Raw genomic sequence first — 23,085 nt, 5'->3', positions numbered from 1 at the left:
TGTGGAAACCCTTGAAATCGCTATACTTGACAAAATACAAATGAAATAGTTGCAAATATCTGCATTCTTTTCTGTAGGTAATTGTTTCCTGATGAGTTATAGCAACCACTTCTCCGAGTCTGGACAGACTATCCCGCTAACAATTTGTGTCGAAATCATAGGGTGCACCAAAAATCCACAGAATTTTCCACAGACAAACTAAAACGGAGCCCTCCTGGGAGGGCTCCGTTTTTAGACGAAAAATTGCTGCTTACTTCTTCGTTGTTGAAGAGTGTGAGGTGGTCGAACGCGGATGCGACGGGGTCGGGGCAGAAGGCGTAGGAGCAGCGACACCGGAAGAGGCGTTGTAGGCGGTAATGATGGCCTGGGAGATGTCCGTTCCCGGCTGAGCCCACATGACTGAAACGCCTCCCTGCTGCTGGCTCAGGTCCAAAAGCAGAGTGTAGCCGTTCTCCTGAACATACTTGACCACGGTAGGACCAAGCTTCTGGGCTACTTTGCCCAGTGCTTCCTGCAGATCAGCGTTATAGGCGGTCTGCGCATCTTCGGCATCGCGCTGGAGCTGCTTTTCCTTGGTGTCGATGGTCCGGAGACGACTGGCACGCTCTTCATCCGAGAGAGTGGAAGGCGCGCTCTGCAGCTGCTTCTTCAGCGAATCCACTTCAGTCGACTCAGAGTCGATCTGTGCCTTCTTCGGCGCAAATTTGGTCTGGATTCCCTGAATGGCATGCTGACCTTCATTGGTGGCGGCGGCAACCTGCTCATATTCAATCAGAGCAATCTTCGCAGGTACAGCTTGTGGCGCCACAGCTGCGGCAGGGGCGGTTTGGGTGGTGGGCTGCGGTGCCTGGGCCATACCGGCAACGGTCATCAATCCCGCGCCAAGGGCGGAGACTAGAGTAAGGGTACGATTCATGCGGTGTGTGATACTCCTTCGGGGATCATTCCAAAATCATCCGGCCGTAGGCGCACAATCGCGACCTTCCGAGCCATTCCTGCATCCACTTAATGGCAACGCTCGAAGAGCGTAACCATCTTTTGCCTCGAACACCGCGGTAAGCATAACAAGCAAACCGTCGGCAAGCGAGAGGGTTGGCGGAACATCTTGGATTATAGGGCTGCCTTGGTAGCCGGTCAAACTCCAAATTCTTTCAAAATATTCTAAAAACCGTAGCCAACCTGAATGAAACTTCTGTTTTCTGATATTTAACCCCGAAGGCGAACCCTAAGTCCTCTGAATTCTCACTTGTCAGTTTGGCCGCCTGATTGCTATCTGTATCAGTATTACTCCTCCGAGTCGAAGTTGAAGCGCGGTTGTAATGCCCCGGATCGAAAGAAGCTACTCCCCGAATGAGGGTTTGGCCATCGACCGAGAGGCTCACTTCCATGAGTGGAAGTCTTTCAGGAGGCCAGTGACTGGCCATCAGTTATGTAAAAGCCGCTCAATAAATTATTGAGCGGCTTTTACTTGCTTGTTGTCGCTGTTGGTGGGGAACCCTTTAACTAAGAGCTTCGTCTATATGAAGAGAGTTCTTGCCAATCATGGCTATTGCGCGTACTCTAAGTCTTGCCTCGTGAACCGGCTGTGGGTGCCGATCATTGTGTAACCGCCAATTGAATGTGATGATGCAGAAATTGGGGGCCCAGCAGCCCGGACACAGTGGATTTGTGGGACTCTGTCGTAAACAGGTAGAGGCTGAGGGTTCGCCAAGGTAAGGCGTTCCGGGCTGCATTAGATCTGGTGATTTGATCGCTGGTCGCAGCAGATAGCAATACCAAGACGTCCGTTCGAGTGTAATTTGAGACCGTTTCCTCCGACGCTGCAATCCCGGTTTGGTTGGCTCCGCGAAATCTTCGCGAGGGTGACGAGGCCCGTGGCGTGAGAGTAAACCGCTAATTGCGATCTAGTGCAATAGGAAGTGGAAGCATGACTTCAGAGCAGAATGTACCCGAGGTGCAGTCGCCCCAGGGTTCGCCAATGTCAGCCGCCCAACAGGACGGCGACGACCAGTTTTCAGGGGCAAATGTCCCCCATGGCATGGGACAGTCCAAAAGCAGTCGCCGTCGCCGGCGCAAGCGCAAGGGCAAAGGGCCCGAAGCTCCGCAGGCCGCGCAGCCGGGCGCTGAACAGATCCCTGGCCAGCCTGTCGGCTTCATCCAGGCCGCAAGTGCGCAGCCGTCACAACCGCAGAGTTCCCCGAGCTTCCAGGCAAATACCGGTCAGCAGAACGCCACCGGCGGGTCAGCCACCGGCAAACGCTGGAAGAAGAAGTTTCGTGACCGCGACCGTCAGCGCTCGCCGGAAAGCCCCGGCAACATCGCCAGTGGCAGCAACGGGGGCGGCTTCCGCGATAGCAATAGCCATCAACCCGGAAACAACGGCTTCAAGCGTAAGAGTGGCGGAGGCGGAGGCAGACAGCAGCAGCAACGCGGGCCACGTAGCTTCGTCGGCCCCATGGATCACAGTTATCGCGCAGTCAACGGCAACTTCGCCGACACGCCGCCCTCAACCATCGAAAGCCACGGTAACTTCCAGGGCCGCGGCGGCGGCGGACGCGGCTATCAGAGCGATTCGCAGCCCATCGACTACTCGCAGGGCCGTACCATCCCCATTCCAGAGGATGCCCCGACCAAGATCTTCTTCTTTATCGAAGACCTCTTTTTCATCGCGAAGATTCAGGAAACCGCGCGCAAGCTCGGTGTAAAGATCGCATTCATTAAAAACGACAAAGAGTCGATTGCGAAGTTGACCGGCCTCGAAGAAGAGGATCGTCCCGGCCTGATCGTCTTCGATCTCAATAACGCCAACGCCAAGCCGCTGACCTTGATCCCGAAGTTGAAGACCAAGCTTAAGCGGAGCACGTCGATTGTCGGCTTCCTCTCTCATTTACAAGGGGACCTGAAGGCAAAGGCCGTCGAGGCAGGCTGCGATACCGTAATGCCACGTGCGGCATTCTCGCAGAATCTGCCCAATCTGCTGCGCCGCTATGGCCTGGTGGAAGAGGATGAACCAAACTTCAACCAATAATTACTCCAAAGAAATATGAAAAAGCCCTGCGAAATCTCTCGCAGGGCTTTTTCAATTGCAACAGGAACAGTTGAGCTTTAAATAGTTGAAGCATTCAACTAAATTGCAGCGCCGTCTCATCCAACACTGCAAGCACGTCATCTCGCTTGGCGAGTCCACTGGGAAAGCGGAGAGACACCCTGTATTTTGTCTTTGCCTTGATCTAGCCCGGTGGCCAGTTCATGTGCCGTCCACCAAGCAGATGAAGGTGAAGATGGTTCACCGTCTGTCCGCCGTCCTCACCGGTATTGACGACGACGCGATACCCCTTGTCGAGATTGCGACTGCGCGCGATGCTGGCCGCGGTGGCGAGCAGATGGCCGAGCAGCGGTGTATGTTCGGCGGCGGCCTTCGCCTGCGAGGCAATGTGCTGTTTGGGAACGATGAGCAAATGGGTCGGGGCTTGAGGATTGATGTCGGGAAACCCGATGCAGAGCTCGTCCTCGTACACGCGGCTCGCCGGAATCTTACCTTCAACGATTTTGCAGAACAGGCAGTCGGTGGTCATGGGTAGATTAGGTTCGGGATTATTTTACTTGAGATAAACCGCATCAGAATTTGAAAAATATTTTGCATGCTCGCCAGTTGACCACGGATTGTATGCGGCGGCGAAGGCTGCACGGCTCTCAATCGAAGGATGGCTGTAGGTCCAGAATTCGACAAAGGGGTGCGCTGTGGGATCTTCGAGCGAAGCCTCCCCCAACCGCTGAAAGGCATGTTGCGTCACCGCCTGCGGATCGGCGACGATGCCGTGAATTACCTCCTGCCCATAGACGTCCGCAGCGTGCTCAATAGCCCGGCTGAAGGCGTTTTCGACTGGCGCGGAGAAGAACGACAAGGTATTCAACGCCAGCAGCAGGATGGCAAGGAAAGCCCAATCGTTTTGTGAATGGATACGCCAGCGCAGACCATAACGGCGCAGCAGCCACTCGGTCATCTTCTGGCCGAGGAAGAAGGCCACCAACAACAGCAATCCGGTAAACACCAGCCCAAGCGCGATATGATGCAGCGCATAGTGGCCCAGCTCGTGGCCAAACACAGAGGACAGTTCATCCGGCGTTGCCTGCGCAATCGTCGTGTCCCAGAGGACAAGCCGCTTTGACGGCCCAAAGCCGGTTACATAGGCGTTCAGGTCCGTGACCTTGCTGCTGGCGCGCATGTAGAACATCCGATCCGGCGGCAGGCTAATGCCGCTACGGGCGACGACCTTCTCCAGTTGCTCGACCAGAGCGGGGTTCGATTGCTGCAACGGTTCGAACTTATTGAAGAGCGGATCGACCAGCACGGGCGCGAGAAACACTCCGAACAGGACTGCCACCATTGCCGGAACCCAGAACCATACCCACCATCGCCTTGGCGAACGCCGAATCACCCAGAACAGCACCATTACCAACATGCCGCCCACGATCCACACCAGCAGAAAACTCTTGAGTTGGTCCCAAAGCCAGTTCGGCCAATGCTGCACGGAGAGCCCATAGGCCAGTCCAAGATGATGCCCATAGATATACAACGGAGCATCCAGCGCTGCGATGGCCCCAAAAAGCATCAGCGTAAACAGGAAGCACTGCGCGAGGCGATTGCTCGTAGCCCTTACTACCCCATCGCGCAGCCGCTGCGGAACCCCTGCCGCGAGCAGAAGGATGAGTTGCAGAATGCTCCATGCACTGCCGGCGAAGTAGAGTATCGTCCGCGTGCGGAAGAGGCCCTCAGCCTGTCTCAACTTCGCAGGCGGCAGCGTATAGGCGGTTCGATCATGCGCCGCTGCGTATAGTGCACGCGCTTCGGTTGGGCTTGTGCTCTTTACCCACTGGGGCGCTGAGACGAGAGCGGCCAGGGCAGCAAGCAGAAGCAGGATCGTTCGAAGGCGCATTGGTTGTAGGACTCCTACCGGCGGCGTTTTGTGTCGGAACTGCTCCGGTATTTTTACCTGCCGCCCTTCAACTGCTTCGCCAACTCGGCCCGAAAAGCCCTCTCCCTATCGGCCACATAGGTCTTGTACCCCTGCGGATCGACAAATACCTTCGGCCCCCTCTGCTTCAGCAGGGCATACTTCGCCAGCATCCCGTAGTAGCTGCCATGCGCCCCCAGAAAGATATCGCAGGGCAAGGACTTCAGCACTTGAAACGTCTTCTCATAGTCCTGTGCAATTTGTGGATAGGCCGGGTCATTCACCAGGTTGTAGCCCGGATTCAAATTCGGACTGCCCACGATGACAACGTTGTATGTCTTCCCGCCCTCCGTAACCTTCATCGTCCAGGTCGTGCAGCCCTTGGTGTGGCCGGGCGTCAGATGCGCCACCAGCACGGTCCCTCCCAGCCGAACTTCGCTGCCATCGTGCAGCACGCGGTCTACCTTGGCGGGCGGGTAAAGATCCTCCGGCGACCGTCCATAGTGGAAGTCTTTCCTTCCACCGGACTCAACCACGGGAACGTCCGCATCCATCACCATGTACTTCGCGCCGGTGAGCTTCATGACCTCGGCGCTGCCCGCATCATGATCCCAGTGGGCATGGCTGATCAGCAGGATCTTCACATCGCTGAACTTGAACCCAAGCTTTTCAACGCTCTTCTTGATCAGCGCGGGCGAACTTTGCAGGCTGCTGTTGATGAGGATGTCTCCCTGCGGCGTCACTATCAGGTACGACGCCAGGTCCTTGCTGCCGACGTAGTACAGGTTGCCCGCGATGCGGTATGACGGAAACGGCGTCGTCCACGCCGGGTCCTGCGCCTTGGCGATCACGGCAGCGGTGACCACCATCAGAACCAGAAATCGGCCCGCTCTCGTCCACAACTTTCCGCTTTTCAACATCAATACGTCTCCCCGGTTTCGTTCACTTCCCCAACCTTATCCAATCCACCTGTGTACAGAAGATATCGACCCAGGTTCACCAATCTGGCAGCCGTCGTATATACTCAAAGGGTTGTACAAAAGCAGCACTTCGTTAGGAACACCAATGCCAAAGTTGAAGACACACAGCGGCGCCGCAAAGCGCTTCAAGAAGACCGGTACGGGCAAATTCAAGCGCGGCCAGTCCAAGATGCGCCATATCCTCACCTCGAAGGCAACCAAGACCAAGCGCAAGTTGGGCGGCTCGGTTCTGGTCTCTGAGGCGGATCACGCCAAAGTAGCACGCATGATTCCTTACGCCTGAGCCTCAGGCAGGGAGTTGTCGGTTTTTCAGATCAAGCCGCTCTAAAAGAGCAAAGGGCCAGCAAAGCGTTCCGGCCCCTGGATAAGCGCAAGCCAGTCCACTGAGATCTGAAGTTGCATAGCGAGTGAAGAGGCCACCTTACCTCCAGCCGCTCAAACGATGTACGCAAAAGGAGATGCACCATGCCCCGTGTAAAACGGAGTACGAAACGCAATGACCGCCGCAAAAAGATCCTCAAGCGCGCGAGTGGTTACTTCCTCACAAAATCCAAGCTCTATCAGGCAGCGCAGGAAGCCGTCGAGCGCGGACTCATGTTCGCCTATACCGGCCGCAAACAGAAGAAGCGGCAGTATCGCGCTCTCTGGATCGTGCGTATCAATGCTGCCTGCCGCATCAATGGCATGAGCTACTCGACCTTCATCAATGGCCTCAAGCTGGCCGGCAACGGTCTAGATCGCAAGATCCTCGCCGACATCGCCGTCAACGACGCCGCCGGTTTCGCTACCTTGGCAGAGCAGGCCAAGGCAGCCCTGAAGTCCGCGAAGGATGCACGTACCGCAGCATAAGTAAACTACGAATGCAGCGAGAGGCACGGCTCAGGCCGTGCCTCTTCTTTTTGTGGTGATTAGTGCACGCTAACAGTTGTTCGATCAAGATAGCCGGCGGCGGTCAGCACAAGATCGCCAGCTTTACCATTTGACGTCGCCTTATTGAGGCAGACCTGCACCCCAAGCGGCAGCACAAATGTCTCGGTTTTGCCCGGTTCCAGTGTCAATAGTTTCTCCCCAGCGCGCAATTCCAATGCCGCGGCCGAGACGTTCCGAAAGCTGAGCCTAATCGTCTTCTTTCGGCTGAAGACCGACAGAGCGGTATGGTCCTTCATGACTGGGATCGAATGTGGAAGGGCGATGGCCGATACCGGCAAGAGCACCCCAAAAACGAGCATGCCTGAAAATAGCCGTTGTAAGCGCATATGACTGCCTCCTTGAAGAGTAGGTACAGTCAAAGCCTAGGCAACTCCAGGCATTCGAAAAAGCATCGCTCCGGACGAAGAGAGGACATAAAAGGCCATTCGTCCTATAAGGCTCTTTGGTCAGATCCGGCATCGTCAAATAGCAAATTCCCTAACGCAATTTGGCAGGAAGAATGCCCTGCCAAAGGTCCGTGCAGTGGTCTGCACATCGGCCATGGAGAGGACATGCGAGCAGTTTTAGGCTTCCGCGAAGATCTTCAGGCGACGCGCTGCACGTTCACTTTTGGTGGCCGTGCTTGCCTGGGGCTCGTCGCAAACACCCTGCTCCATGCGCGGCGAAGCTGCCTCGTCGACTCAAAGCCGGCCTTCTCCGCGATGTTTTCCATGTCCAGTTGGCTCTGGTTCAGGAGTTCCTTTGCGATCGCAACGCGCAGCCGATTTCGATAGTCCACGATCGCCATACCCGTATGCTCATGAAAGAGTCGTGACAAATGACGCCCGCTGGCTCCGGCAATCTTGGCCAGTTGCGCTCTCGTCCATGGGCGCGTCGGATCACTTCCAATGGCGTCCTGCACTCGGTGCACGACCGGATGCATATGATTTCTGCCCTCCAGCCAGGGCGAAAGCTGTGGGTCGGACCCGCTTCTCTGGAGATGAATCACGAGATACCGCGCCACCGCAAGCACGCACTGTATCTCCGTCAACTCATGCAGAACATGCAGCATCAGGTCAACCCCTGCGGTCACGCCCGCACTGCTGTATAGATTTCCGTCCTTAACATACAGCCGATTCCGCAGCACTTTCGCACGCGGTGCAAGCGCCTCCAACTCATCGCAGTCCACATTGTGCGTTGTACACATGCGATGATTCAAAAGACCAGCACGCCCTGCCAGGAGAGCGCCAGAACACAGCGTAATCAGCTTGTGTTCGGGACGAATTACGCGTCTTAGCCACTCGACGATGACCTTCTCCTGTTCATCCTCCACGCTTGTCCTGAACCTCTCGGGATCTTTCATCACCTGGTCCACATTGCCTATAACCACGATAATCGCCGTAAGCGGTAGCTCATCGGGTAGCGAATCCAGATCTGCAAGCGTCAGACCGATCGATGTATTCACAGCAGCGGCTGCCGCCACATACGAGACGTCAAATCGCATCTTCGTCTGTTCTTGATTGGCCCGTCGCAATACTTCAAGGGGGCCTGCAACATTCAGCAAAAGCGTACGCGGCGGCAAAACCACATACACCGGAACTCGTTGCGGTTCGAATAGGTTGATCACGGCCGATGCCTGGTTTGAGTTAGCCATGTGCTGCTCTCCTTCCGCTTACATGCCACCCTGCTTGAGCATATGGCATCCTCGAACAGATCGAAAGACGCTTGCGGACAAGAAGCGGACAAAATCGGCCATCTTCGTGTCGCCTCTTCTCATCCCCCTCTTTTCACCCGATGATCGCGTTTTTGGAGTAGCTGCAATGAAGTTGAGCTAACGGATATATCTTCGTCTCCTTCAACGCTCATCCGTATGGTTCTGCAGCGCGTTTGTTACACAGGCAAGGTATCCTAAGACCATGCCGACCGCCCCACCAGCAACGCCGGAACTCGACTTCCGCACCCCGGACGAGCAGTTCGAGGGTAAGGCGCCCTTCGAGTCCTGGGGACGCTACCCGAACTACGACGCAAATGTCGTTCCGCTGCACTGGCAGAGCGACTATCCCGCCGTAGCCAGCGGGATGCACAACGGTGTGCTCCCGGTGGGCATGGGACGCAGCTATGGCGATGTCTGTCTGCTCAGGGGCGGCAATCTGCTCGTGACGACAGGGCTGAACCGCCTGATCGCCTTCGATCCCGAGACTGGTCTGCTGACCGCCGAAGCGGGAATCACGCTGGCCCAGATCCTAGATTTTGCCGTTCCTCGCGGCTTCTTCCTTCCCGTTTCGCCCGGGACAAAATATGTGACCCTTGGCGGAGCAATCGCCAACGATATCCACGGCAAGAACCACCATGTCGCGGGAACCTTCGGCCGTCACGTCACGCAGTTCGAGCTGATCCGGTCCGACGGCACGCGCAAACTCTGCTCGCTAACCGAGAACTCAGACTTCTACGCCGCAACTATCGGCGGTCTTGGCCTCACCGGGCTCATCACCTGGGCGCAACTGCGGCTCAAACCCATCGTCTCGCGCTTGATCGACTACGAAGGTATCCAGTTCCACGGTATCGACGAGTTCCTCGACCTTACCCGGCAGAGCCAGGACATCGAGTACACCGTGAGTTGGATCGACTGCGCCTCCACCGGCAAGAACTTCGCCCGCGGGGTCTTCATGCAGGGCGATCACTCGACGAAGAGGAGCGAACTGAAGCCCTCACCCGCGCCGAAGCTGGTCTTTCCCTTCGATGCGCCTGGTTTCGCGCTCAATCATCTCTCGGTCAGCCTCTTCAATACTGCTTTCTTCCACAAGCAGATCCACGAGCGCGTCGTCGCTTTGCAGGATTACGAACCTTTCTTCTATCCGCTCGACAAGGTCCTGCACTGGAACCGCATGTACGGCAAGCGCGGTCTGCTGCAGTTCCAGTACGTGATTCCCTGGGAACATGCTCGCGAAGGCACCATCGCGATTCTCAAAGAAGTCGCCAAATCGGGCCTTGCCAGCTTCCTTGCTGTGCTCAAAGTCTTCGGCGATGTTCCTTCGCCTGGCATGATGAGCTTCCCCAAGCCCGGTATCACGCTGGCACTGGACTTCCCCATCAAGCCGGACAAGAGTTTTCCTCTGTTTGAACGGCTCGCGGACATGACCCGCGAGTTTGGTGGACGGCTTTATCCGGCCAAAGACGCAGCCATGACCGCGGCGCAGTTCCAGGCCTTCTATCCGCAGTGGCAGCAGTTCGCCCGCTACCGCGACCCGCAACTTACCTCCAGCTTCTGGGAGCGCGTTACCCCAAATTCCTAATCCGGATCGAGCAAGCTTATGAGTCAGACTGATACAAATCCCCGCAAAATCCTCGTTCTCGGGGCAACTTCCGGTATCGCCGAAGCAACCTGCCGCATCTGGGCCAGCCAGGGCGCACGCCTCTTTCTTGTAGCCCGCAATGCGGAGAAGCTTGCCGCGGTTGCCGCGGATCTAAGGACACGCGGAGCAAGCTACGTCGACACCGCCGTCGCCGACCTCGACGATACAGACAACCATCCGGCGCTGCTATCTCATGCCGTAAACTCACTTACCGGCCTGGACATCGCCTATCTGGCGCACGGCATCCTCGGCGACCAGGCCAAAGCCGAGCAGGATTTCAATACTGCTGCGCAGATCATCTACACCAACTACATGGCACCGGTCTCGCTGCTGACCTGGCTGGCCAACTTCTGCGTTCAGCGCCGTGCAGGGACGCTTGCCGTCATCTCCTCGGTTGCGGGCGATCGTGGGCGCAAGTCGAACTACCTTTATGGCTCGTCCAAGGCTGGCCTGTCGGCGTTTCTAGATGGCCTGCGTAACCGCATTGACCGCGAAGGCGTTACAGTGCTGACGATTAAGCCTGGGCCGGTCAAGACCTCAATGACCTCCGGCATGAAGGGGAGCGAGAAATTCGCCGATGTCGATAAGGTCGCGCAAAGTATCGTCAAGGCGATCGATAAGCGGCACGATGTTCTCTATGTGCCCTTCCAGTGGCAGCCGATCATGTTCATCATTCGGCACATCCCGGAGCGGTTCTTCAAGAAGCTCAATCTGTGATGCGACCGGCGCGGCTACTTCTCCAACGGGTGGCCGTCTTTGCTGAAATAGCTCAACTGGCGTCGATAGCACCGCTGTTTCTCGAGATCGAAGGCGATGCAACTATCGAATGGCTTTGAGTAGACATGCAGGCTGATGCAGCCGGTGGTCCCGGAATTCTCGATCTGGTGGATCGTCTGCAACTTGTCCACGGTCACCATGCCACTGCCTTCGGCGCAGACTACCGTCCTTACCTTGTCGATCTGCAACTCCGTCGCGCCGCCGAGACAATCGATGTTCACGACGTTCTGATTCTCGGGCGCATTGCAACTGGTGTGGTGATACTCGTGGGTACTTACTTCGCCTTGCGACACCGTCATCCAGCCAAGTTGGCCGTTGTGGGTATGGATCGCGGTCTTCTGGCCGGGGGACCAGCAGATGGTCATCACCTCGAAAAGCTCGTCCCGGTAGATGAGGTTTCTTGTGTAGAAGCTGTCTCGCCACCAGACGTAGTCGTGGAGCGCCTCGGGCCGCAGGGTGGTCGCAGCCATGTACTCGGCGATACGATCCTTGGTGATCAGATCGCGCTCTAATTCGCGCAGACCTGCCACGAAATCGGTGATGCCGGTTCGTAGAGGATGGGTGGTTCTCGCAATTGCAGAGCTTGTCGTCATCGGCTCACTCCAGTATCCATTTTAGAGCCTGCGGCGAGCTTCGATCTATATTCCCTGCCAATATCAGAACCCGCGGCCGTTGGGATAAACGGGAAACTGATAGCGGTTGCGGCATACCAGATAGACGATGAGCCAGATGATTCCGATGAAGATGAACAGCGGCGTGAAGGGGAGCAGGAGCCAGAGGCGTCCGGGAAGGACGGTGCGGGCTCCGTGGATGGTGGCGGTTGAAGCGAGGTTTGCGTTGCCGGCCATGATGGCCACGTTGCCTCCGACTACGGCTTCGTCGTTGAGATTCAGGTCTCCGCCGAAAATGGCTACATTGCCGGAGATATTGTGAGTGGGAGCAACTGTGACACTGCCAAAGAGAACGGCTACGTTGCCCTGCGCGTCTCCTTGGATGTGGACGGAGCAGAAGGCGCAGGCTATATTATCGGCACTTTCGCCTTCAACGACAGTAATGTCGCTGCCGAAGCTGGAACGGTTGCTTTTCGCCCTCGCGAATGGAGTGAAAACGAAGAGAAGGAGGGCGGCGGCAAGAAACAGCTTAGTCATGAATGTCCTCGTGGGAGGTAGTGTACGGCGGCGTTGGGCAGGATGGACGAAGAAAAACAATGGTGAGTGTTTCCGGCAAGCTAAGGGCAAAACCATACATTTTCACTATCTGTCGATGCTAGGGTTAAAGAACATGAGCCACGAACTGCCAAAAGCATATGATCCGTCCATTATTGAAGAGCGCTGGGCCGAGTCCTGGGTGCGGGAGCGCCTGTTTGACGTCGCCACTGCTGAAGGTACGCAGGAAGGCGTAAAGAAGTTCACCATGCTGCTGCCGCCGCCGAATGTGACCGGTCGGTTGCACATGGGCCATATGCTCAACCAGACGGAGATGGACATTCTGACCCGGTGGCACCGGATGTCAGGCGAGGTCTCGATGTGGGTTCCGGGAACGGACCATGCTGGAATTGCCACGCAGATGATGGTGGAACGACAGCTTGCCTCTGAAGGAACAAAACGGCAGGAACTTGGCCGCTCAGCGTTTGTGGACCGGGTTTGGGAGTGGAAGGGCGTTTACGGGGGGGCCATCCTCGACCAGATGAAGCGGCTGGGCGCGAGCGTGGACTGGAGCCGCGAATACTTCACCATGGACGAGCGGTTGAGCGTGGCCGTGAAAGAGGCATTTGTCCGCCTGCACGAGCAGGGACTGATCTATCGCGGAGCGTACATCGTCAATTGGGACCCGGCGATTCAGACTGCGGTGAGCGATCTGGAGGTGGAGCACGAGGAGCGGCTGGGGAAGATTTATCACATTCGTTATCCTCTGGCGGATGGTTCGGGATCGATTGTCGTGGCGACGACGCGGCCGGAGACCATGCTCGGAGATACGGCTGTCGCGGTGAATCCTACAGATGAGCGGTACCTTGCGGTGCAGGGCAAGATGGTCAAGCTGCCGCTAAGCGGCGTGAATAGTGGGCCCGACCGTGAGATTCCGATTCTGGCGGACGACTGGGCTAAGCCCGAGTTCGGTACAGGCGCGGTGAAGGTAACTCCGGCGCACGATCCCAATGACTTTGCGATTGGGCAGCGGCACGGCCTTCCAAACCTGACGATTCTGGATGAGACCGCGCATGTGCTGCTGCCCGGGTCGCCATATCACGGGCTGGATAGATACGCCGCGCGTACGAAGATCGTTGAAGACCTGAAAGAACTCGGGCTACTGGTGGATGTGAAGGATCACACGCTGTCGATTGGCCTGAGCCAGAGGACCGGCGTTGTCATTGAGCCGCGGCTCTCGCAGCAGTGGTTCGTGAAGATCCAGCCGCTGGCGGACAAAGCGATCGAAGCGGTGGACAAGGGCTACATCAAATTCACGCCCGACCAGTACCGCAAGACGTATGACGAATGGATGAAGAACATCCATGACTGGTGCATCTCACGCCAGCTTTGGTGGGGACATCGGATTCCGGCGTGGCATTGCGGGGCTTGCGGCGACACGACGGTGGCGCGGGAGACTCCGCTGAAGTGCGGGCACTGTGGGTCGACTGAAATATTGCAGGAGACCGATGTTCTGGATACGTGGTTCTCTTCAGGACTGCTTCCCTTCACCGTCTTCGGGTGGCCGGAAAAAACGCCTGATCTGGCGGCGTTTTATCCCACGCAGTTGCTGGTGACAGGCTTCGATATTTTGTTCTTCTGGGTGGCCAGGATGATTATGCTGAGCTGCCACTTCATGCTGGATGTGCCGATGCCGGATGGCAGCAAGCGCGAGTTGAAGGATGCGGTGCCGTTTCGTGAGGTCTACATCCATGCTCTGGTGAGGGATGCGGAGCGGCAGAAGATGTCGAAGACGAAGGGCAACGTGATTGACCCCATCGAGGTGGTCAAAAAATACGGCACGGATGCGGTGCGGTTTACGCTGGCGAGCATGGCCAGCCCCGGAACGGATATTGCCTTCAGCGAGGAGCGCACAGACGGATATAGAGCCTTCGCTAACAAGATTTGGAATGCGGCGCGATTCTTGTTTATGCAGGTGGACCGGGCGTGCGAAGCAGGAGTAGTCGTCGATCTGACGAAACTGGGCGCTGCGCTGAAGAATGTCGAGAGTGCTCCGCTGGAGACGCGATGGATATTGTCGCGGCTGGGAGCGACAGCGGCCGCCGTAGATGCTTCGCTGAGGGCTTACCGGTTCGATGAGGCGGCGAGTGCCGTGTACCAGTTCTTCTGGGGTGATTTCTGCGACTGGTATATCGAGATTGTGAAGCTGCGGCTGGAATTTGGCGAAGGGGCTGACCTGACTGCTGCGAAGACGGCGCTGACGACCTTGCTGGCGGTCTTTGAAGCGGCGTTGCGGCTGCTGAGTCCGTTTATGCCTTTTATTACGGAGGAGATCTGGAATGCGTTTTACGACGCTGCAAAGCCAGCGAAGTCGATTGCGCTGACGCGGTTTCCACGGGCTGAGGATGTGGCTGCGGATGCTGCCAGTGTCTCCGCGATGGAGGTGCTACAGCAGATGATTGTGACGGTGCGTGGACTTCGAAAAGAGATGGCGGTTCCAGAGAAAGAGGCTGCTCCGATTCGCGTGTTTGCGGCAAACCGCGTAGTGGCGCTGGCCGATGACAATGCCGATCTACTGAGGCGGCTGGCACGGGTTAGTGAGGTTGAGTTTGCATCGGCTGCACTGACCGGTGATGGGGCGCGGAGTACAGCCGACTTCGATGTGGCTGTGGTGTACGAGCGTCAGATCGATGTGGTCGCAGAGCGTGAGCGGCTGACGAAAGACCTGGCCAAGTTTGAGAAGGGGCTCGCGGCGGCTGAGCGTCAGTTGGGAAATGATGCGTTTATGGCCAAGGCGCCAGCGCATATTGTGGATGGGCTGCGCAAGCAGGCGGCGGAGACCCAAATGCTGCACGACAAGACGAAGGCTGCGCTGGAGGCTTTGCCTGTGGCCTAACTTGCCTATGGCTGGGCTTGGACCTTCTCTTTGACGATCTCGTCGGTGGCGATAGCTACATTTTCGTGCTTGATGTCGAGGCGCAGGCGGTTGAAGAAGCTCATATAGATATTGGCGACCCAGACCAGGGCAAACCAGGCGATGAGATAGCCGCGCCAGCCATCGTACAGCATCTGGAACTGCGTGATGATGAGGAAAAAGGCCGCTATATAGTGGCTGAAACAATATTCGCAGGTAAATAGATAGAAAAATTTCCGAACGGGAAGAGGATGGCAGTTCTGGCTCCTGTCCTTGCACCATTCGCGGGGTTCCCGGAAGACCTCTTCGTGGGTAACGGTCCATGAGGCGCAGGCAATCGGCAGCGCGAGCAGGAAGAGGTAGGCGAATTGGCGATGCAGGGACATGAGCATGGCTGCTTCCTCGAAAGTGCTTCCATTGAGATGCGGACGACGGGTTTAGGATTACAGAATGGACTGGAAGAGTAAACGGATACGAACGATTCTTGAAGCGGCGCTGGTGGAAGATAAGGTCGCCAACGATGTGACGACGGCGCTGACCATCGACAGGGGGCTACGTGCTTCGGGCACGATTATTGCCAGGGAAGACTGCGTAGTGTCAGGGCTGGGATGCATTCCAGCGATTTTGGATATCTTTTCGAAGATGTCGTCGACACCGCTGGGACGGTTCGAGGTGGTGAGCCATCCGGAGATCTTCGACGGCGTGCGCGTGAAGAAGGGACAATCGCTGGCGGTGATTCGGCATAATGCTTCGGCAATCCTGTCATGCGAGCGCGTGACCCTGAATCTGATGCAGCGTATGAGCGGCATTGCGACGCTGACGAACCAGTTTGTGAAGGCCGTTGCCGGAACCCAGGCGAAGATTCTGGATACGCGAAAGACGATTCCGGGGCTTCGGGCGCTGGATAAATACGCTGTCTGCTGCGGCGGCGGCGTGAATCACCGGCTGGATCTACAGGACGGAATCCTGATTAAGAACAACCACATCTCGCTCGGCGGAGGCCTTCCTGTGACGCTGGAGCGAGCGCTCAAAGGGCGCAAACCCGGGCAGATTGTGCAGGTCGAGGTACGCAGCCAGACGGAACTGGAGCAGGCAATTGCGGGTGGGGCGGAATCGATTCTGCTGGACAATATGACGCCTGCGGTAGTGAAGAAGGCGGTGAAGCAGATTCGTGCTGGGCTGCCGGGCGCGCCGATTGAGGCTTCGGGCAATATGAATTTGAAGACAGTGCGAGACTACGCGCTGACGGGTGTGGATTTCATTTCGGTGGGCGCGCTGACGCACTCAGCTGTGGCTGTGGATTTGAGCATGAAGATTACGGCGGATGTTTACTGAGAGCGGCGTGAATAGACCGCGGATTTGCGCGAAGGAACACGGACATTCTTTCCTTTTACGGGATGAATTTTGACTACGTTTGATTTAGCTGCGGTGGACGCGGGTCTTGCTGGAACGACCTTCTCTGGGCGCGTGTTGCACTTCCCTTCTGTCGGATCGACGAATGCGCTGGCGCTGGAGGCGGCGCAGTCTGGTGCGCGCGCCGGTGTCTGGGTTGCCGATGAGCAGACGGCAGGCCGTGGGCGGGGTGGCCATAGCTGGCATTCGGCAGCAGGCGATGGGCTTTACGCGAGTGCGCTGGTCGCTCTCGCTCTACCAATGACGATGGCTTTATGGCTTCCACTGTCCACGGGGTTGGCGGCGCAGGCCGCGATTGCTGAGGTGGCAGAAATCGCAGTGGATATTCGGTGGCCGAACGATCTGCTGCTGAATGGACGCAAATGCGGCGGAATACTGGTCGAGACTGCCGCCTCTCCGGCTCAGGATGTGGAAGTAGCGATGCTGCGATATGCGGTAATTGGCATTGGCATCAACGTGAACCATGCCGCGTTTCCTGCCGAGATCGAAGCACTGGCTACTTCGTTGCGAATGGAGAGCCGGGGCGAGGTTTCACGGGAAGCGTTGTTGATAGCGTTGCTGCGGGCGTTGGATGAGGAAATTGAACTTCTGATGCAGGAACATCGGGAGCGGCAGGTCGGTGCCGGGTTATTGCAGCGGTTTGCCAGCGCTTCGAGCTGGGTGCGCGGCAAGCGCGTCAAGGTGGACGAAGGCGGCGGCTATACTGGCGTGACGGCAGGGCTCGATGGACGCGGATTTTTGTTGGTTGATGGGGACGATGGCGTACTGCATACCGTGCTTTCAGGCGGGGTTCGGGAAGGGTAACGAGGCGAGATTGCGATGCTGTTGGTGATGGATGTCGGCAATACAAATACCGTGCTTGGGCTTTACCGGCTCGGAGACGGAAACTCCACTGACGCTGCCGTTACAGAGCTGGTTGCGAACTGGAGAATTACGACTCCGGCGAAGCAGACGGTAGATGAGTTTGGCGTGCTGCTGCGGAATTTGTTTGGGCTGAGAGGGTTGGAGATTGGAGTGGTGGACGGGATTGCGGTCTCGTCGGTCGTGCCTCCCCTGGATTCGACGCTGCGCCAGGTCTGCGAGGTTTATTTTCATGTGAAGCCGTTGTTCATCGAGCCGGGGGTGAAGACCGGGCTTCCGGTGTTGACGGACAATCCGACAGAGGTCGGCGCAGACCGAATTGTGAACTGCGTTGCAGCGTTCGAACGATTTGGCGGACCGACGATCGTAGTGGACATGGGCACCGCGACGACCTTCGATGTGATCTCGAAGAAGGGCGAGTTTATGGGAGGGGCGATTGCACCCGGATTAGGAATCTCTGCTGATGCGTTGTTTGCCCGCGCGGCGCGGCTGCCCCGGATCAGCGTGAAGAAGCCGCTGAAGGTGATTGGAACAGGAACGGTCGATAACATTCAGATCGGCTTATACTACGGCTATATCGGGCTCGTGGATGGGATTTTAGAACGGATGATCGCGGAGACGGGGCCCGGGACGAAGACCGTTGCCACGGGTGGCCTGGCGAAACTGATCGCCGAAGGGTCAAAGTATATCGGGGCGGTCGATGAGATGCTGACCTTGACGGGATTGCGGATTGTCTATGAGCGCAATCTTGACCGGCACAGGAAGCGCGGGACTGTTGCATTAGAGAACAAACAGCCGCACGCTTAGATATCCATGCAGAACTATTTCAATTACTTTACGGAGATCGAGGAGCGGTTTCAGCAGCGGCGCGGGTCACTGCTGATGCTGTCCACGCTGGACTGGGCGCTGATTGAGACGTGGCGCGAGGCGGGCATTCCTCTGGAGGCTGTGCTGCGCGGCATTGATAACGCGTTTGATAAGCATGATGCCAAGGTGTTACGGGCTGCGGGCAGGGCGCGGAAGGTGAATGGGCTTGCATGGTGCGCGCAGAGTGTGATGGAAGCAGTGGAACAGGCGCGCGAGGCCGCGATTGGAGCAGTTTCTGCCGCCGGGGCAGAGGCAGCGGAGAGTGGCTTTGAGACGGAACGGGTGGGGCGCTATCTCGAAGCAAACGCGGTTATCCTCGAGAGGGCGAAGTTGAGCGCACCGGCAGATGCAGTCGCGGTAGAGGTCGCGGCACGGCTGCGAGCGCTGGCTTTGGGGCTGGTTGCTGACCCGGTGATGTCGCTCGAAGAGCTCGACCGGACGCTGACGGTGCTGGAGGAGAAGCTGTTTGCGGCTCTGCTGATGGCTGCGCCTGAAGAGGAGATGGTGGGACTTCGGGAACAGGCTGCGCGTGAGCTTGCGCCGTACAAGGGGAAGATGCAGGCAGTACAGATCAAACAGGTCCAGCAGCAGTTTCTACAGAAGCGGATGCTGGAAGCGTGGAAGCTGCCGAGGCTGAGCCTTTTTTATATGAGCCATGAATAGAACCCCCTAGCCGGTGTCTGAGTGAGCGAAGAAGGACAGCAACGGATGAAGGTAAGAATTGAGAAGGTGGTTTATGGTGGGGCTGGGTTGGCTCATCAAACAGAAGAAGAGGGTGCCGGGAAGACCGTCTTTGTTCCGTTTACACTGCCGGGAGAGTTGGTCGAGGCTCGCCTGAAGGAGAGCAGGAACGGCTTTGCGGATGCAGAGTTGATCCAGGTTCTGGAGGCTTCGAATGAGCGGGCGCAGCCGAACTGCGTGCACTTTGGGGCGTGTGGCGGATGTCACTATCAACATGCGAAGTATGAAACACAGCTTGAGTTGAAGACTCTGATTCTGCGGGAGACGCTTGAGCGGGCGGCCCTGGTGGACTTGCCGGAGGTGCAGGTTCACGCGAGCGAGGCGTGGGGTTATCGGAATCGCATACGGCTGCGCGTGGCTGACGTAGAAGGTTCGCCGCGGGTTGGGTACCTGCGGCGGGCGTCGAATGAGTTTCTGCCGGTGAAGGAGTGCCCCATTGCAGCGCCGGTGTTGTGGCGTGCGGCCGAGGCAGTGTTGAAGCTAGCGGAAGATGCTGACACGGCGAGGTGGGTAAGAGCGGCGGCGGAGATTGAGTTCTTTACGACGAAAGATGCACGCGCGTTACAGATGACGGTGTATGTGCGGCAGAATCAGGTTCCATCTCCAGTTTCGGGATTCGATACTTTTTGTGAGTGCTTGCAAGGATTGTTGCCGGAGTTGGCAGGCGCTGGTGTGATGATGCTGAGGCCAGAAGGCTCGCTGCAGGGGCGACGGATGGAGAGACCGCGACCAATAGCCGCATGGGGGGCCGAGGGGTTGAGCTACGCGGCGGCAGGAGAAAAATATTGGGTCAGCCGCGGCGGATTTTTTCAGGTGAATCGCTTTCTAGTGGAGGAGTTGGTGCGGATCGTCGCGCATGGTCGCAGCGGGGCGCTGGCCTGGGATCTGTATGCCGGAGTGGGACTTTTTTCACGGGCCTTGAAAGCAGGGTTCGACGAAGTCGTCGCGGTGGAAGCTGCGGCGGACGATCTGGCGAAGACCTTCAAAGGACCCGGAAGGCGAGCAATTGCGGCGACCACCCTGGAGTTTCTGCGTGGGGCGGTGGTGCAACGGGAGAGGCCGGATCTGGTGGTGATGGACCCCCCACGTGCCGGAGTAGGCGCGGAGGTTTGCGAGCTGCTGGGGCGATTGAAGGCCAGAGAGATAGTTTATGTCTCCTGCGACCCGGTAACTTTGGGGCGCGATTTGAAGGCTCTGGTAGACTTCGGCTACAGAATCAATGAGTTACATCTTGTCGATATGTTTCCACAGACGTTTCACCAGGAGACAGTTGTGATTCTGCGCCGCCTCTAACTTATGAAGGCGGTGCAATGGATGGTGGATGCGGTCAGTTAGCAGAGCTCTAAAAACTGACAACGCGAGTGGTGGGCCTGATCCTGCGCTTTGGAGGTGGACTGGGGTCGAGCGGCTGCGGTTTGGGCGGGCTCCTCTGCTGGCTGCGGCAGTCTGGTTTGCACTGGGTGAAGTCATGGCACGGAACCGGCAGCCAGCGGTGGTGCTGCTGGTGGCTTTGGCTTTTCTGGCGGGGCTAGCTATCGTTGGGTTGCGATGGTCCCTTCGGGTTGCAATTTTACCGGTGGCTGCGGTCTGGATGGTGGTGGGAATGTGGTGTGCCGAGGTACAGCCGGTTCCAATTCCGCAGACCGCTTTGCAGAACTATGCCGATGGGTTGAGCAGACAGGTGAGGGGGCGCGTGGTGAGGGTGCGGAAGCTGCCTCCTCGTCAGAAGGCTGTCGATCAGGATAATGATCCGGCATGGTGGCTGGAGAAGGAGCCCGACGCGGCAGAGGCTGTCTCGGTCGACTTGCAGGTGCAGGACGTGGAGTATTTGACGCCGGACATTTCGCGGATGGTCTCGGTGGATGGTGGGGTGCGGGTCACGGTACTGGCGAATGCAGCCACGTTACCCGATTTGAAGTGCGGTGATGTCATTGAAGGGCCGATGCGATTGAAGGTGCCGGAGCGGTATCGCGACCCGGGAGCCTGGCAGTATGCGGACTATTTGCTGGGACAGGGCTTGGGGTTTCATGCGACGGTCAAGGCCAGTAAGGTAACTCTGCTGGGAGAGGGTACGCGTGACCTGCAGTGTAGGGTGTATGCGACGCAGAGCTGGGCGGCGGACAGGATTTCGGGATATGTCCGGTCGGGTGCGAACCGGCGGATGCCTCCTGCGTTGCGGTTGAGCGCAGACGATGCGGGGATGCTGAATGCCATGCTGTTTGGCGACCGCTCCGGATTGAACCGCGCGTTGCGGCTGGGATTTGAGCGGACGGGGTCGTTTCACCTCTTCGTGGTTTCGGGGATGCATGTAGCGCTGCTGGCGGGGCTGGTTTTCTGGATGGCACGGCGGCTGAGGCTGAGCGAGTGGCTGGCCACGCTATTGACGATTGGGCTAACGGCTGGTTATGCGTTGCTGACCGGGTTTGGGGTTCCCATGCAGCGGGCTTTTTGGATGATCGTTATCTTTCTTGTGGCGCGGTTGCTATCGCGAGACAGAAACGTGCTGAATGCGTTGGGTGCAGCGGCGCTGGGGGTACTGGTATGGACTCCGGGCAGCTTGTTTGAGGCGAGCTTTCAGATGACGTTTCTGGCGATTGTAGCGATTGGTGGAATTGCGGTTCCGCTGTGGGAGCGCGGCCCGGGAGACTATGCGCGGGCGGCGCGGCAGCTTTGGGACGAGTGGGAGGATGTGCGTCTACGACCTCGGGTAGCGCAGTTTCGCGTAATGCTGCGGGTCTGGGGCGACGCATTCGCAGGCTTGCTGGGGCGATGGGCGCGTGGGATTCCGGCGTACATGGTGCGGTGCGGATTCTGGGCGTTGGAGCTGGTGCTGATCGGAGTAGTGGTGGAAACGTTAATGGTGCTGCCGATGGCCATGTACTTTCATCGAGCAACGATGTTTGCGCTGCCTGCGAATATGCTGAGCGTGCCGCTGGTGGCGGTGCTGGCTCCACTGGCATTGGTGACATTTTGCGCGGCGCTCGTGAGTCCCGTGCTGGCTGTGATTCCGGGGGCGGTGACGGCAGCTTTGCTTCATGGGATTCGAGGTGTGATTGGACACGTAAGTCAGATTCAGGCGGCGGATATGAGGGTTCCGGGGCCGGTCTGGTGGGTGGCTTTGCTTGCGGTGGTGGGTTGCGGATTTTGCTGTTGGGCGGTAAGGAGATCGAGAGTGTGGAGCTGGGTGGCTATCGCTGTGCTGCCGCTGATTGCCTTGATGGTGTTGTTACCGGAGCGGGCGGTAACTTCGCCGGGAGTGATGGAGGTCACGGCGATTGACGTCGGGCAAGGGGATTCCCTTCTGGTGGTAAGTCCGGAGGGACGGACGATGCTGGTGGATGCGGGCGGCCCGGTGGGTGGGCCGTCAGAAGCGGCGGCGGTGGTGAGCGGGTTCGATGTGGGTGAGGAGGTGGTGGCCCCGTATCTTTGGTCGCGGCGCATTCGGCGGCTGGATGTGATTGCACTGAGCCATGCGCATAGCGACCACATGGGCGGTATGCCAGCCGTGATGCGAGACTTTCGCCCGAGGGAGTTGTGGGTGGGGATCGATCCGGATTCGGAGGCCTACAGGGCTTTGCTGGCTGAAGCGAAAGAGCTTGGGGTGGTGGTGCGGCACCTTCATGCCGGGGAGGATTTGCCTTGGGGTGGGACTGAGGTCTCGGTGCTTGCCCCGGAGGCGAGTTACAGAAATGACGGGGTTCCGGTAAATGATGACTCTCTGGTGATGCGGATGCAATATGGAAAGGCCTCGGCGTTGCTGGAGGGAGATGCAGAGGCTCCGAGTGAGCGGGCCATGGTGGCGGATGGACGGATAAAGGCAGTAACTCTGCTGAAGGTGGGCCATCATGGGAGCAATAGCTCAACGACCTCTCAGTTCTTTGCCGAGGCGTCTCCGGAAGATGCGGTGATTTCTGTGGGTAAGGGAAATACCTTCGGGCATCCGAAGGTAGAGGTGATCGACCGAATTGCAGCGGCACATACGCGGCTTTACCGCACGGATGAGTTTGGCCTGACTACGTTTTTGCTGGGGCGCGATGGCGGCATTCGCGAGGTTCTCGGAGCGGCAGACGAATAGTAGTTTGGATCTTCGCGAAAGGCTCAACACCCTATTGGCACCAATTGTATCGATTCGGAACCGTTGCAGGTAAAGCAAATGTTGCTTGAGAGGAT

At 57.7% G+C, this 23,085-nt stretch carries 21 protein-coding genes; 12 read left to right on the top strand and 9 right to left on the bottom strand.

Features of this window, described 5'->3' with window-relative positions; translation table 11 throughout:
* Window positions 1-250: 250 nt before the first annotated feature.
* A complete protein-coding gene (locus P4G45_RS01975; protein ID WP_348268024.1) occupies window positions 251-916 on the bottom strand; it encodes an OmpH family outer membrane protein in 666 nt (221 codons plus the stop codon).
* Window positions 917-1,927: 1,011 nt separating this feature from the next.
* On the opposite strand from P4G45_RS01975, the gene P4G45_RS01970 reads away from it, so the two are divergent.
* Window positions 1,928-3,028, top strand: coding sequence for a response regulator (locus P4G45_RS01970; protein ID WP_348268023.1), 1,101 nt, complete (start codon window positions 1,928-1,930; stop codon window positions 3,026-3,028).
* 202 nt (window positions 3,029-3,230) lie between these two features.
* On the opposite strand, the gene P4G45_RS01965 is transcribed toward P4G45_RS01970, so the two are convergent.
* Genes P4G45_RS01965 through bla form a run of 3 tightly spaced genes read right to left on the bottom strand, consistent with a single transcriptional unit; the run spans window position 3,231 to window position 5,875 of the window.
* Window positions 3,231-3,575, bottom strand: coding sequence for a histidine triad nucleotide-binding protein (locus P4G45_RS01965; RefSeq protein WP_348268022.1), 345 nt, complete (start codon window positions 3,573-3,575; stop codon window positions 3,231-3,233).
* Window positions 3,576-3,599: 24 nt separating this feature from the next.
* Complete coding sequence (locus P4G45_RS01960; RefSeq protein WP_348268021.1) at window positions 3,600-4,937, bottom strand: M48 family metallopeptidase; 1,338 nt, start codon at window positions 4,935-4,937, stop codon at window positions 3,600-3,602.
* Between the two features lie 53 nt (window positions 4,938-4,990).
* Window positions 4,991-5,875, bottom strand: coding sequence for a subclass B3 metallo-beta-lactamase (gene bla / locus P4G45_RS01955; RefSeq protein WP_348268020.1), 885 nt, complete (start codon window positions 5,873-5,875; stop codon window positions 4,991-4,993).
* Between the two features lie 145 nt (window positions 5,876-6,020).
* Between bla and rpmI the strand changes: the two genes are divergently transcribed.
* Window positions 6,021-6,218, top strand: a complete 198-nt coding sequence (gene rpmI / locus P4G45_RS01950) for a 50S ribosomal protein L35 (protein WP_348268019.1) — start codon at window positions 6,021-6,023, stop codon at window positions 6,216-6,218.
* 182 nt (window positions 6,219-6,400) lie between these two features.
* A complete protein-coding gene (gene rplT, locus P4G45_RS01945; protein ID WP_348268018.1) occupies window positions 6,401-6,784 on the top strand; it encodes a 50S ribosomal protein L20 in 384 nt (127 codons plus the stop codon).
* Between the two features lie 59 nt (window positions 6,785-6,843).
* On the opposite strand, the gene P4G45_RS01940 is transcribed toward rplT, so the two are convergent.
* Window positions 6,844-7,191, bottom strand: coding sequence for a hypothetical protein (locus P4G45_RS01940; protein WP_348268017.1), 348 nt, complete (start codon window positions 7,189-7,191; stop codon window positions 6,844-6,846).
* Window positions 7,192-7,448: 257 nt separating this feature from the next.
* A complete protein-coding gene (locus tag P4G45_RS01935; RefSeq protein ID WP_348268016.1) occupies window positions 7,449-8,498 on the bottom strand; it encodes a helix-turn-helix domain-containing protein in 1,050 nt (349 codons plus the stop codon).
* Window positions 8,499-8,760: 262 nt separating this feature from the next.
* Between P4G45_RS01935 and P4G45_RS01930 the strand changes: the two genes are divergently transcribed.
* Together P4G45_RS01930 and P4G45_RS01925 are read left to right on the top strand one after the other, a co-directional pair.
* On the top strand, window positions 8,761-10,137 hold the full coding sequence (locus P4G45_RS01930; RefSeq protein ID WP_348268015.1) for an FAD-binding oxidoreductase: 1,377 nt from the start codon (window positions 8,761-8,763) through the stop codon (window positions 10,135-10,137).
* A gap of 18 nt (window positions 10,138-10,155) precedes the next feature.
* Window positions 10,156-10,914: an SDR family oxidoreductase gene (locus tag P4G45_RS01925; RefSeq protein ID WP_348268014.1), complete on the top strand. Its 759-nt coding sequence runs from the start codon at window positions 10,156-10,158 to the stop codon at window positions 10,912-10,914.
* Between the two features lie 14 nt (window positions 10,915-10,928).
* Here the strand turns inward: P4G45_RS01925 and P4G45_RS01920 are convergent, their stop codons facing one another.
* Together P4G45_RS01920 and P4G45_RS01915 are read right to left on the bottom strand one after the other, a co-directional pair.
* On the bottom strand, window positions 10,929-11,567 hold the full coding sequence (locus tag P4G45_RS01920; RefSeq protein WP_348268013.1) for a cysteine dioxygenase family protein: 639 nt from the start codon (window positions 11,565-11,567) through the stop codon (window positions 10,929-10,931).
* A gap of 63 nt (window positions 11,568-11,630) precedes the next feature.
* Window positions 11,631-12,122 (bottom strand): hypothetical protein, encoded by a 492-nt coding sequence (locus P4G45_RS01915; RefSeq protein ID WP_348268012.1) that lies wholly within the window; start codon window positions 12,120-12,122, stop codon window positions 11,631-11,633.
* 133 nt (window positions 12,123-12,255) lie between these two features.
* On the opposite strand from P4G45_RS01915, the gene P4G45_RS01910 reads away from it, so the two are divergent.
* Window positions 12,256-15,015, top strand: coding sequence for a valine--tRNA ligase (locus tag P4G45_RS01910; RefSeq protein ID WP_348268011.1), 2,760 nt, complete (start codon window positions 12,256-12,258; stop codon window positions 15,013-15,015).
* 5 nt (window positions 15,016-15,020) lie between these two features.
* Here P4G45_RS01910 and P4G45_RS01905 read toward each other — a convergent pair whose 3' ends face one another.
* The gene (locus P4G45_RS01905) at window positions 15,021-15,425 is read right to left on the bottom strand and encodes a hypothetical protein (RefSeq protein ID WP_348268010.1); all 405 of its coding nucleotides are present in this window, start codon (window positions 15,423-15,425) and stop codon (window positions 15,021-15,023) included.
* 58 nt (window positions 15,426-15,483) lie between these two features.
* Here P4G45_RS01905 and nadC point away from each other — a divergent pair, with 58 nt between their 5' ends.
* From nadC to P4G45_RS01875, 6 genes are all read left to right on the top strand, one after another.
* On the top strand, window positions 15,484-16,368 hold the full coding sequence (gene nadC / locus P4G45_RS01900; RefSeq protein ID WP_348268009.1) for a carboxylating nicotinate-nucleotide diphosphorylase: 885 nt from the start codon (window positions 15,484-15,486) through the stop codon (window positions 16,366-16,368).
* A 69-nt stretch (window positions 16,369-16,437) separates the two neighbouring features.
* Complete coding sequence (locus P4G45_RS01895) at window positions 16,438-17,250, top strand: biotin--[acetyl-CoA-carboxylase] ligase (protein ID WP_348268008.1); 813 nt, start codon at window positions 16,438-16,440, stop codon at window positions 17,248-17,250.
* Window positions 17,251-17,265: 15 nt separating this feature from the next.
* On the top strand, window positions 17,266-18,114 hold the full coding sequence (locus P4G45_RS01890; RefSeq protein ID WP_348268007.1) for a type III pantothenate kinase: 849 nt from the start codon (window positions 17,266-17,268) through the stop codon (window positions 18,112-18,114).
* 6 nt (window positions 18,115-18,120) lie between these two features.
* Window positions 18,121-18,837: a hypothetical protein gene (locus P4G45_RS01885; RefSeq protein WP_348268006.1), complete on the top strand. Its 717-nt coding sequence runs from the start codon at window positions 18,121-18,123 to the stop codon at window positions 18,835-18,837.
* Between the two features lie 45 nt (window positions 18,838-18,882).
* On the top strand, window positions 18,883-20,208 hold the full coding sequence (gene rlmD, locus P4G45_RS01880) for a 23S rRNA (uracil(1939)-C(5))-methyltransferase RlmD (RefSeq protein ID WP_348268005.1): 1,326 nt from the start codon (window positions 18,883-18,885) through the stop codon (window positions 20,206-20,208).
* A 28-nt stretch (window positions 20,209-20,236) separates the two neighbouring features.
* Window positions 20,237-22,990 carry a ComEC/Rec2 family competence protein gene (locus tag P4G45_RS01875; protein ID WP_348268004.1) on the top strand — a complete coding sequence of 918 codons (2,754 nt, stop codon included), beginning with the start codon at window positions 20,237-20,239 and terminating at the stop codon, window positions 22,988-22,990.
* The last annotated feature ends 95 nt before the right edge of the window (window positions 22,991-23,085 follow it).

The organism is Edaphobacter paludis (assembly GCF_039993895.1).
Classification (GTDB): Bacteria; Acidobacteriota; Terriglobia; order Terriglobales; family Acidobacteriaceae; genus Edaphobacter; species Edaphobacter paludis.
This window is presented reverse-complemented; position numbering and strand designations above follow the sequence as displayed.

Bases quoted from the DNA above. Each gene is read 5' to 3' on its own strand.
- P4G45_RS01975 (WP_348268024.1), bottom strand. From the start codon at position 916: ATGAATCGTACCCTTACTCTAGTCTCCGCCCTTGGCGCGGGATTGATG.
- P4G45_RS01970 (WP_348268023.1), top strand. From the start codon at position 1,928: ATGACTTCAGAGCAGAATGTACCCGAGGTGCAGTCGCCCCAGGGTTCG.
- P4G45_RS01965 (WP_348268022.1), bottom strand. From the start codon at position 3,575: ATGACCACCGACTGCCTGTTCTGCAAAATCGTTGAAGGTAAGATTCCG.
- P4G45_RS01960 (WP_348268021.1), bottom strand. From the start codon at position 4,937: ATGCGCCTTCGAACGATCCTGCTTCTGCTTGCTGCCCTGGCCGCTCTC.
- bla (WP_348268020.1), bottom strand. From the start codon at position 5,875: ATGTTGAAAAGCGGAAAGTTGTGGACGAGAGCGGGCCGATTTCTGGTT.
- rpmI (WP_348268019.1), top strand. From the start codon at position 6,021: ATGCCAAAGTTGAAGACACACAGCGGCGCCGCAAAGCGCTTCAAGAAG.
- rplT (WP_348268018.1), top strand. From the start codon at position 6,401: ATGCCCCGTGTAAAACGGAGTACGAAACGCAATGACCGCCGCAAAAAG.
- P4G45_RS01940 (WP_348268017.1), bottom strand. From the start codon at position 7,191: ATGCGCTTACAACGGCTATTTTCAGGCATGCTCGTTTTTGGGGTGCTC.
- P4G45_RS01935 (WP_348268016.1), bottom strand. From the start codon at position 8,498: ATGGCTAACTCAAACCAGGCATCGGCCGTGATCAACCTATTCGAACCG.
- P4G45_RS01930 (WP_348268015.1), top strand. From the start codon at position 8,761: ATGCCGACCGCCCCACCAGCAACGCCGGAACTCGACTTCCGCACCCCG.
- P4G45_RS01925 (WP_348268014.1), top strand. From the start codon at position 10,156: ATGAGTCAGACTGATACAAATCCCCGCAAAATCCTCGTTCTCGGGGCA.
- P4G45_RS01920 (WP_348268013.1), bottom strand. From the start codon at position 11,567: ATGACGACAAGCTCTGCAATTGCGAGAACCACCCATCCTCTACGAACC.
- P4G45_RS01915 (WP_348268012.1), bottom strand. From the start codon at position 12,122: ATGACTAAGCTGTTTCTTGCCGCCGCCCTCCTTCTCTTCGTTTTCACT.
- P4G45_RS01910 (WP_348268011.1), top strand. From the start codon at position 12,256: ATGAGCCACGAACTGCCAAAAGCATATGATCCGTCCATTATTGAAGAG.
- P4G45_RS01905 (WP_348268010.1), bottom strand. From the start codon at position 15,425: ATGCTCATGTCCCTGCATCGCCAATTCGCCTACCTCTTCCTGCTCGCG.
- nadC (WP_348268009.1), top strand. From the start codon at position 15,484: ATGGACTGGAAGAGTAAACGGATACGAACGATTCTTGAAGCGGCGCTG.
- P4G45_RS01890 (WP_348268007.1), top strand. From the start codon at position 17,266: ATGCTGTTGGTGATGGATGTCGGCAATACAAATACCGTGCTTGGGCTT.
- P4G45_RS01885 (WP_348268006.1), top strand. From the start codon at position 18,121: ATGCAGAACTATTTCAATTACTTTACGGAGATCGAGGAGCGGTTTCAG.
- rlmD (WP_348268005.1), top strand. From the start codon at position 18,883: ATGAAGGTAAGAATTGAGAAGGTGGTTTATGGTGGGGCTGGGTTGGCT.
- P4G45_RS01875 (WP_348268004.1), top strand. From the start codon at position 20,237: ATGCGGTCAGTTAGCAGAGCTCTAAAAACTGACAACGCGAGTGGTGGG.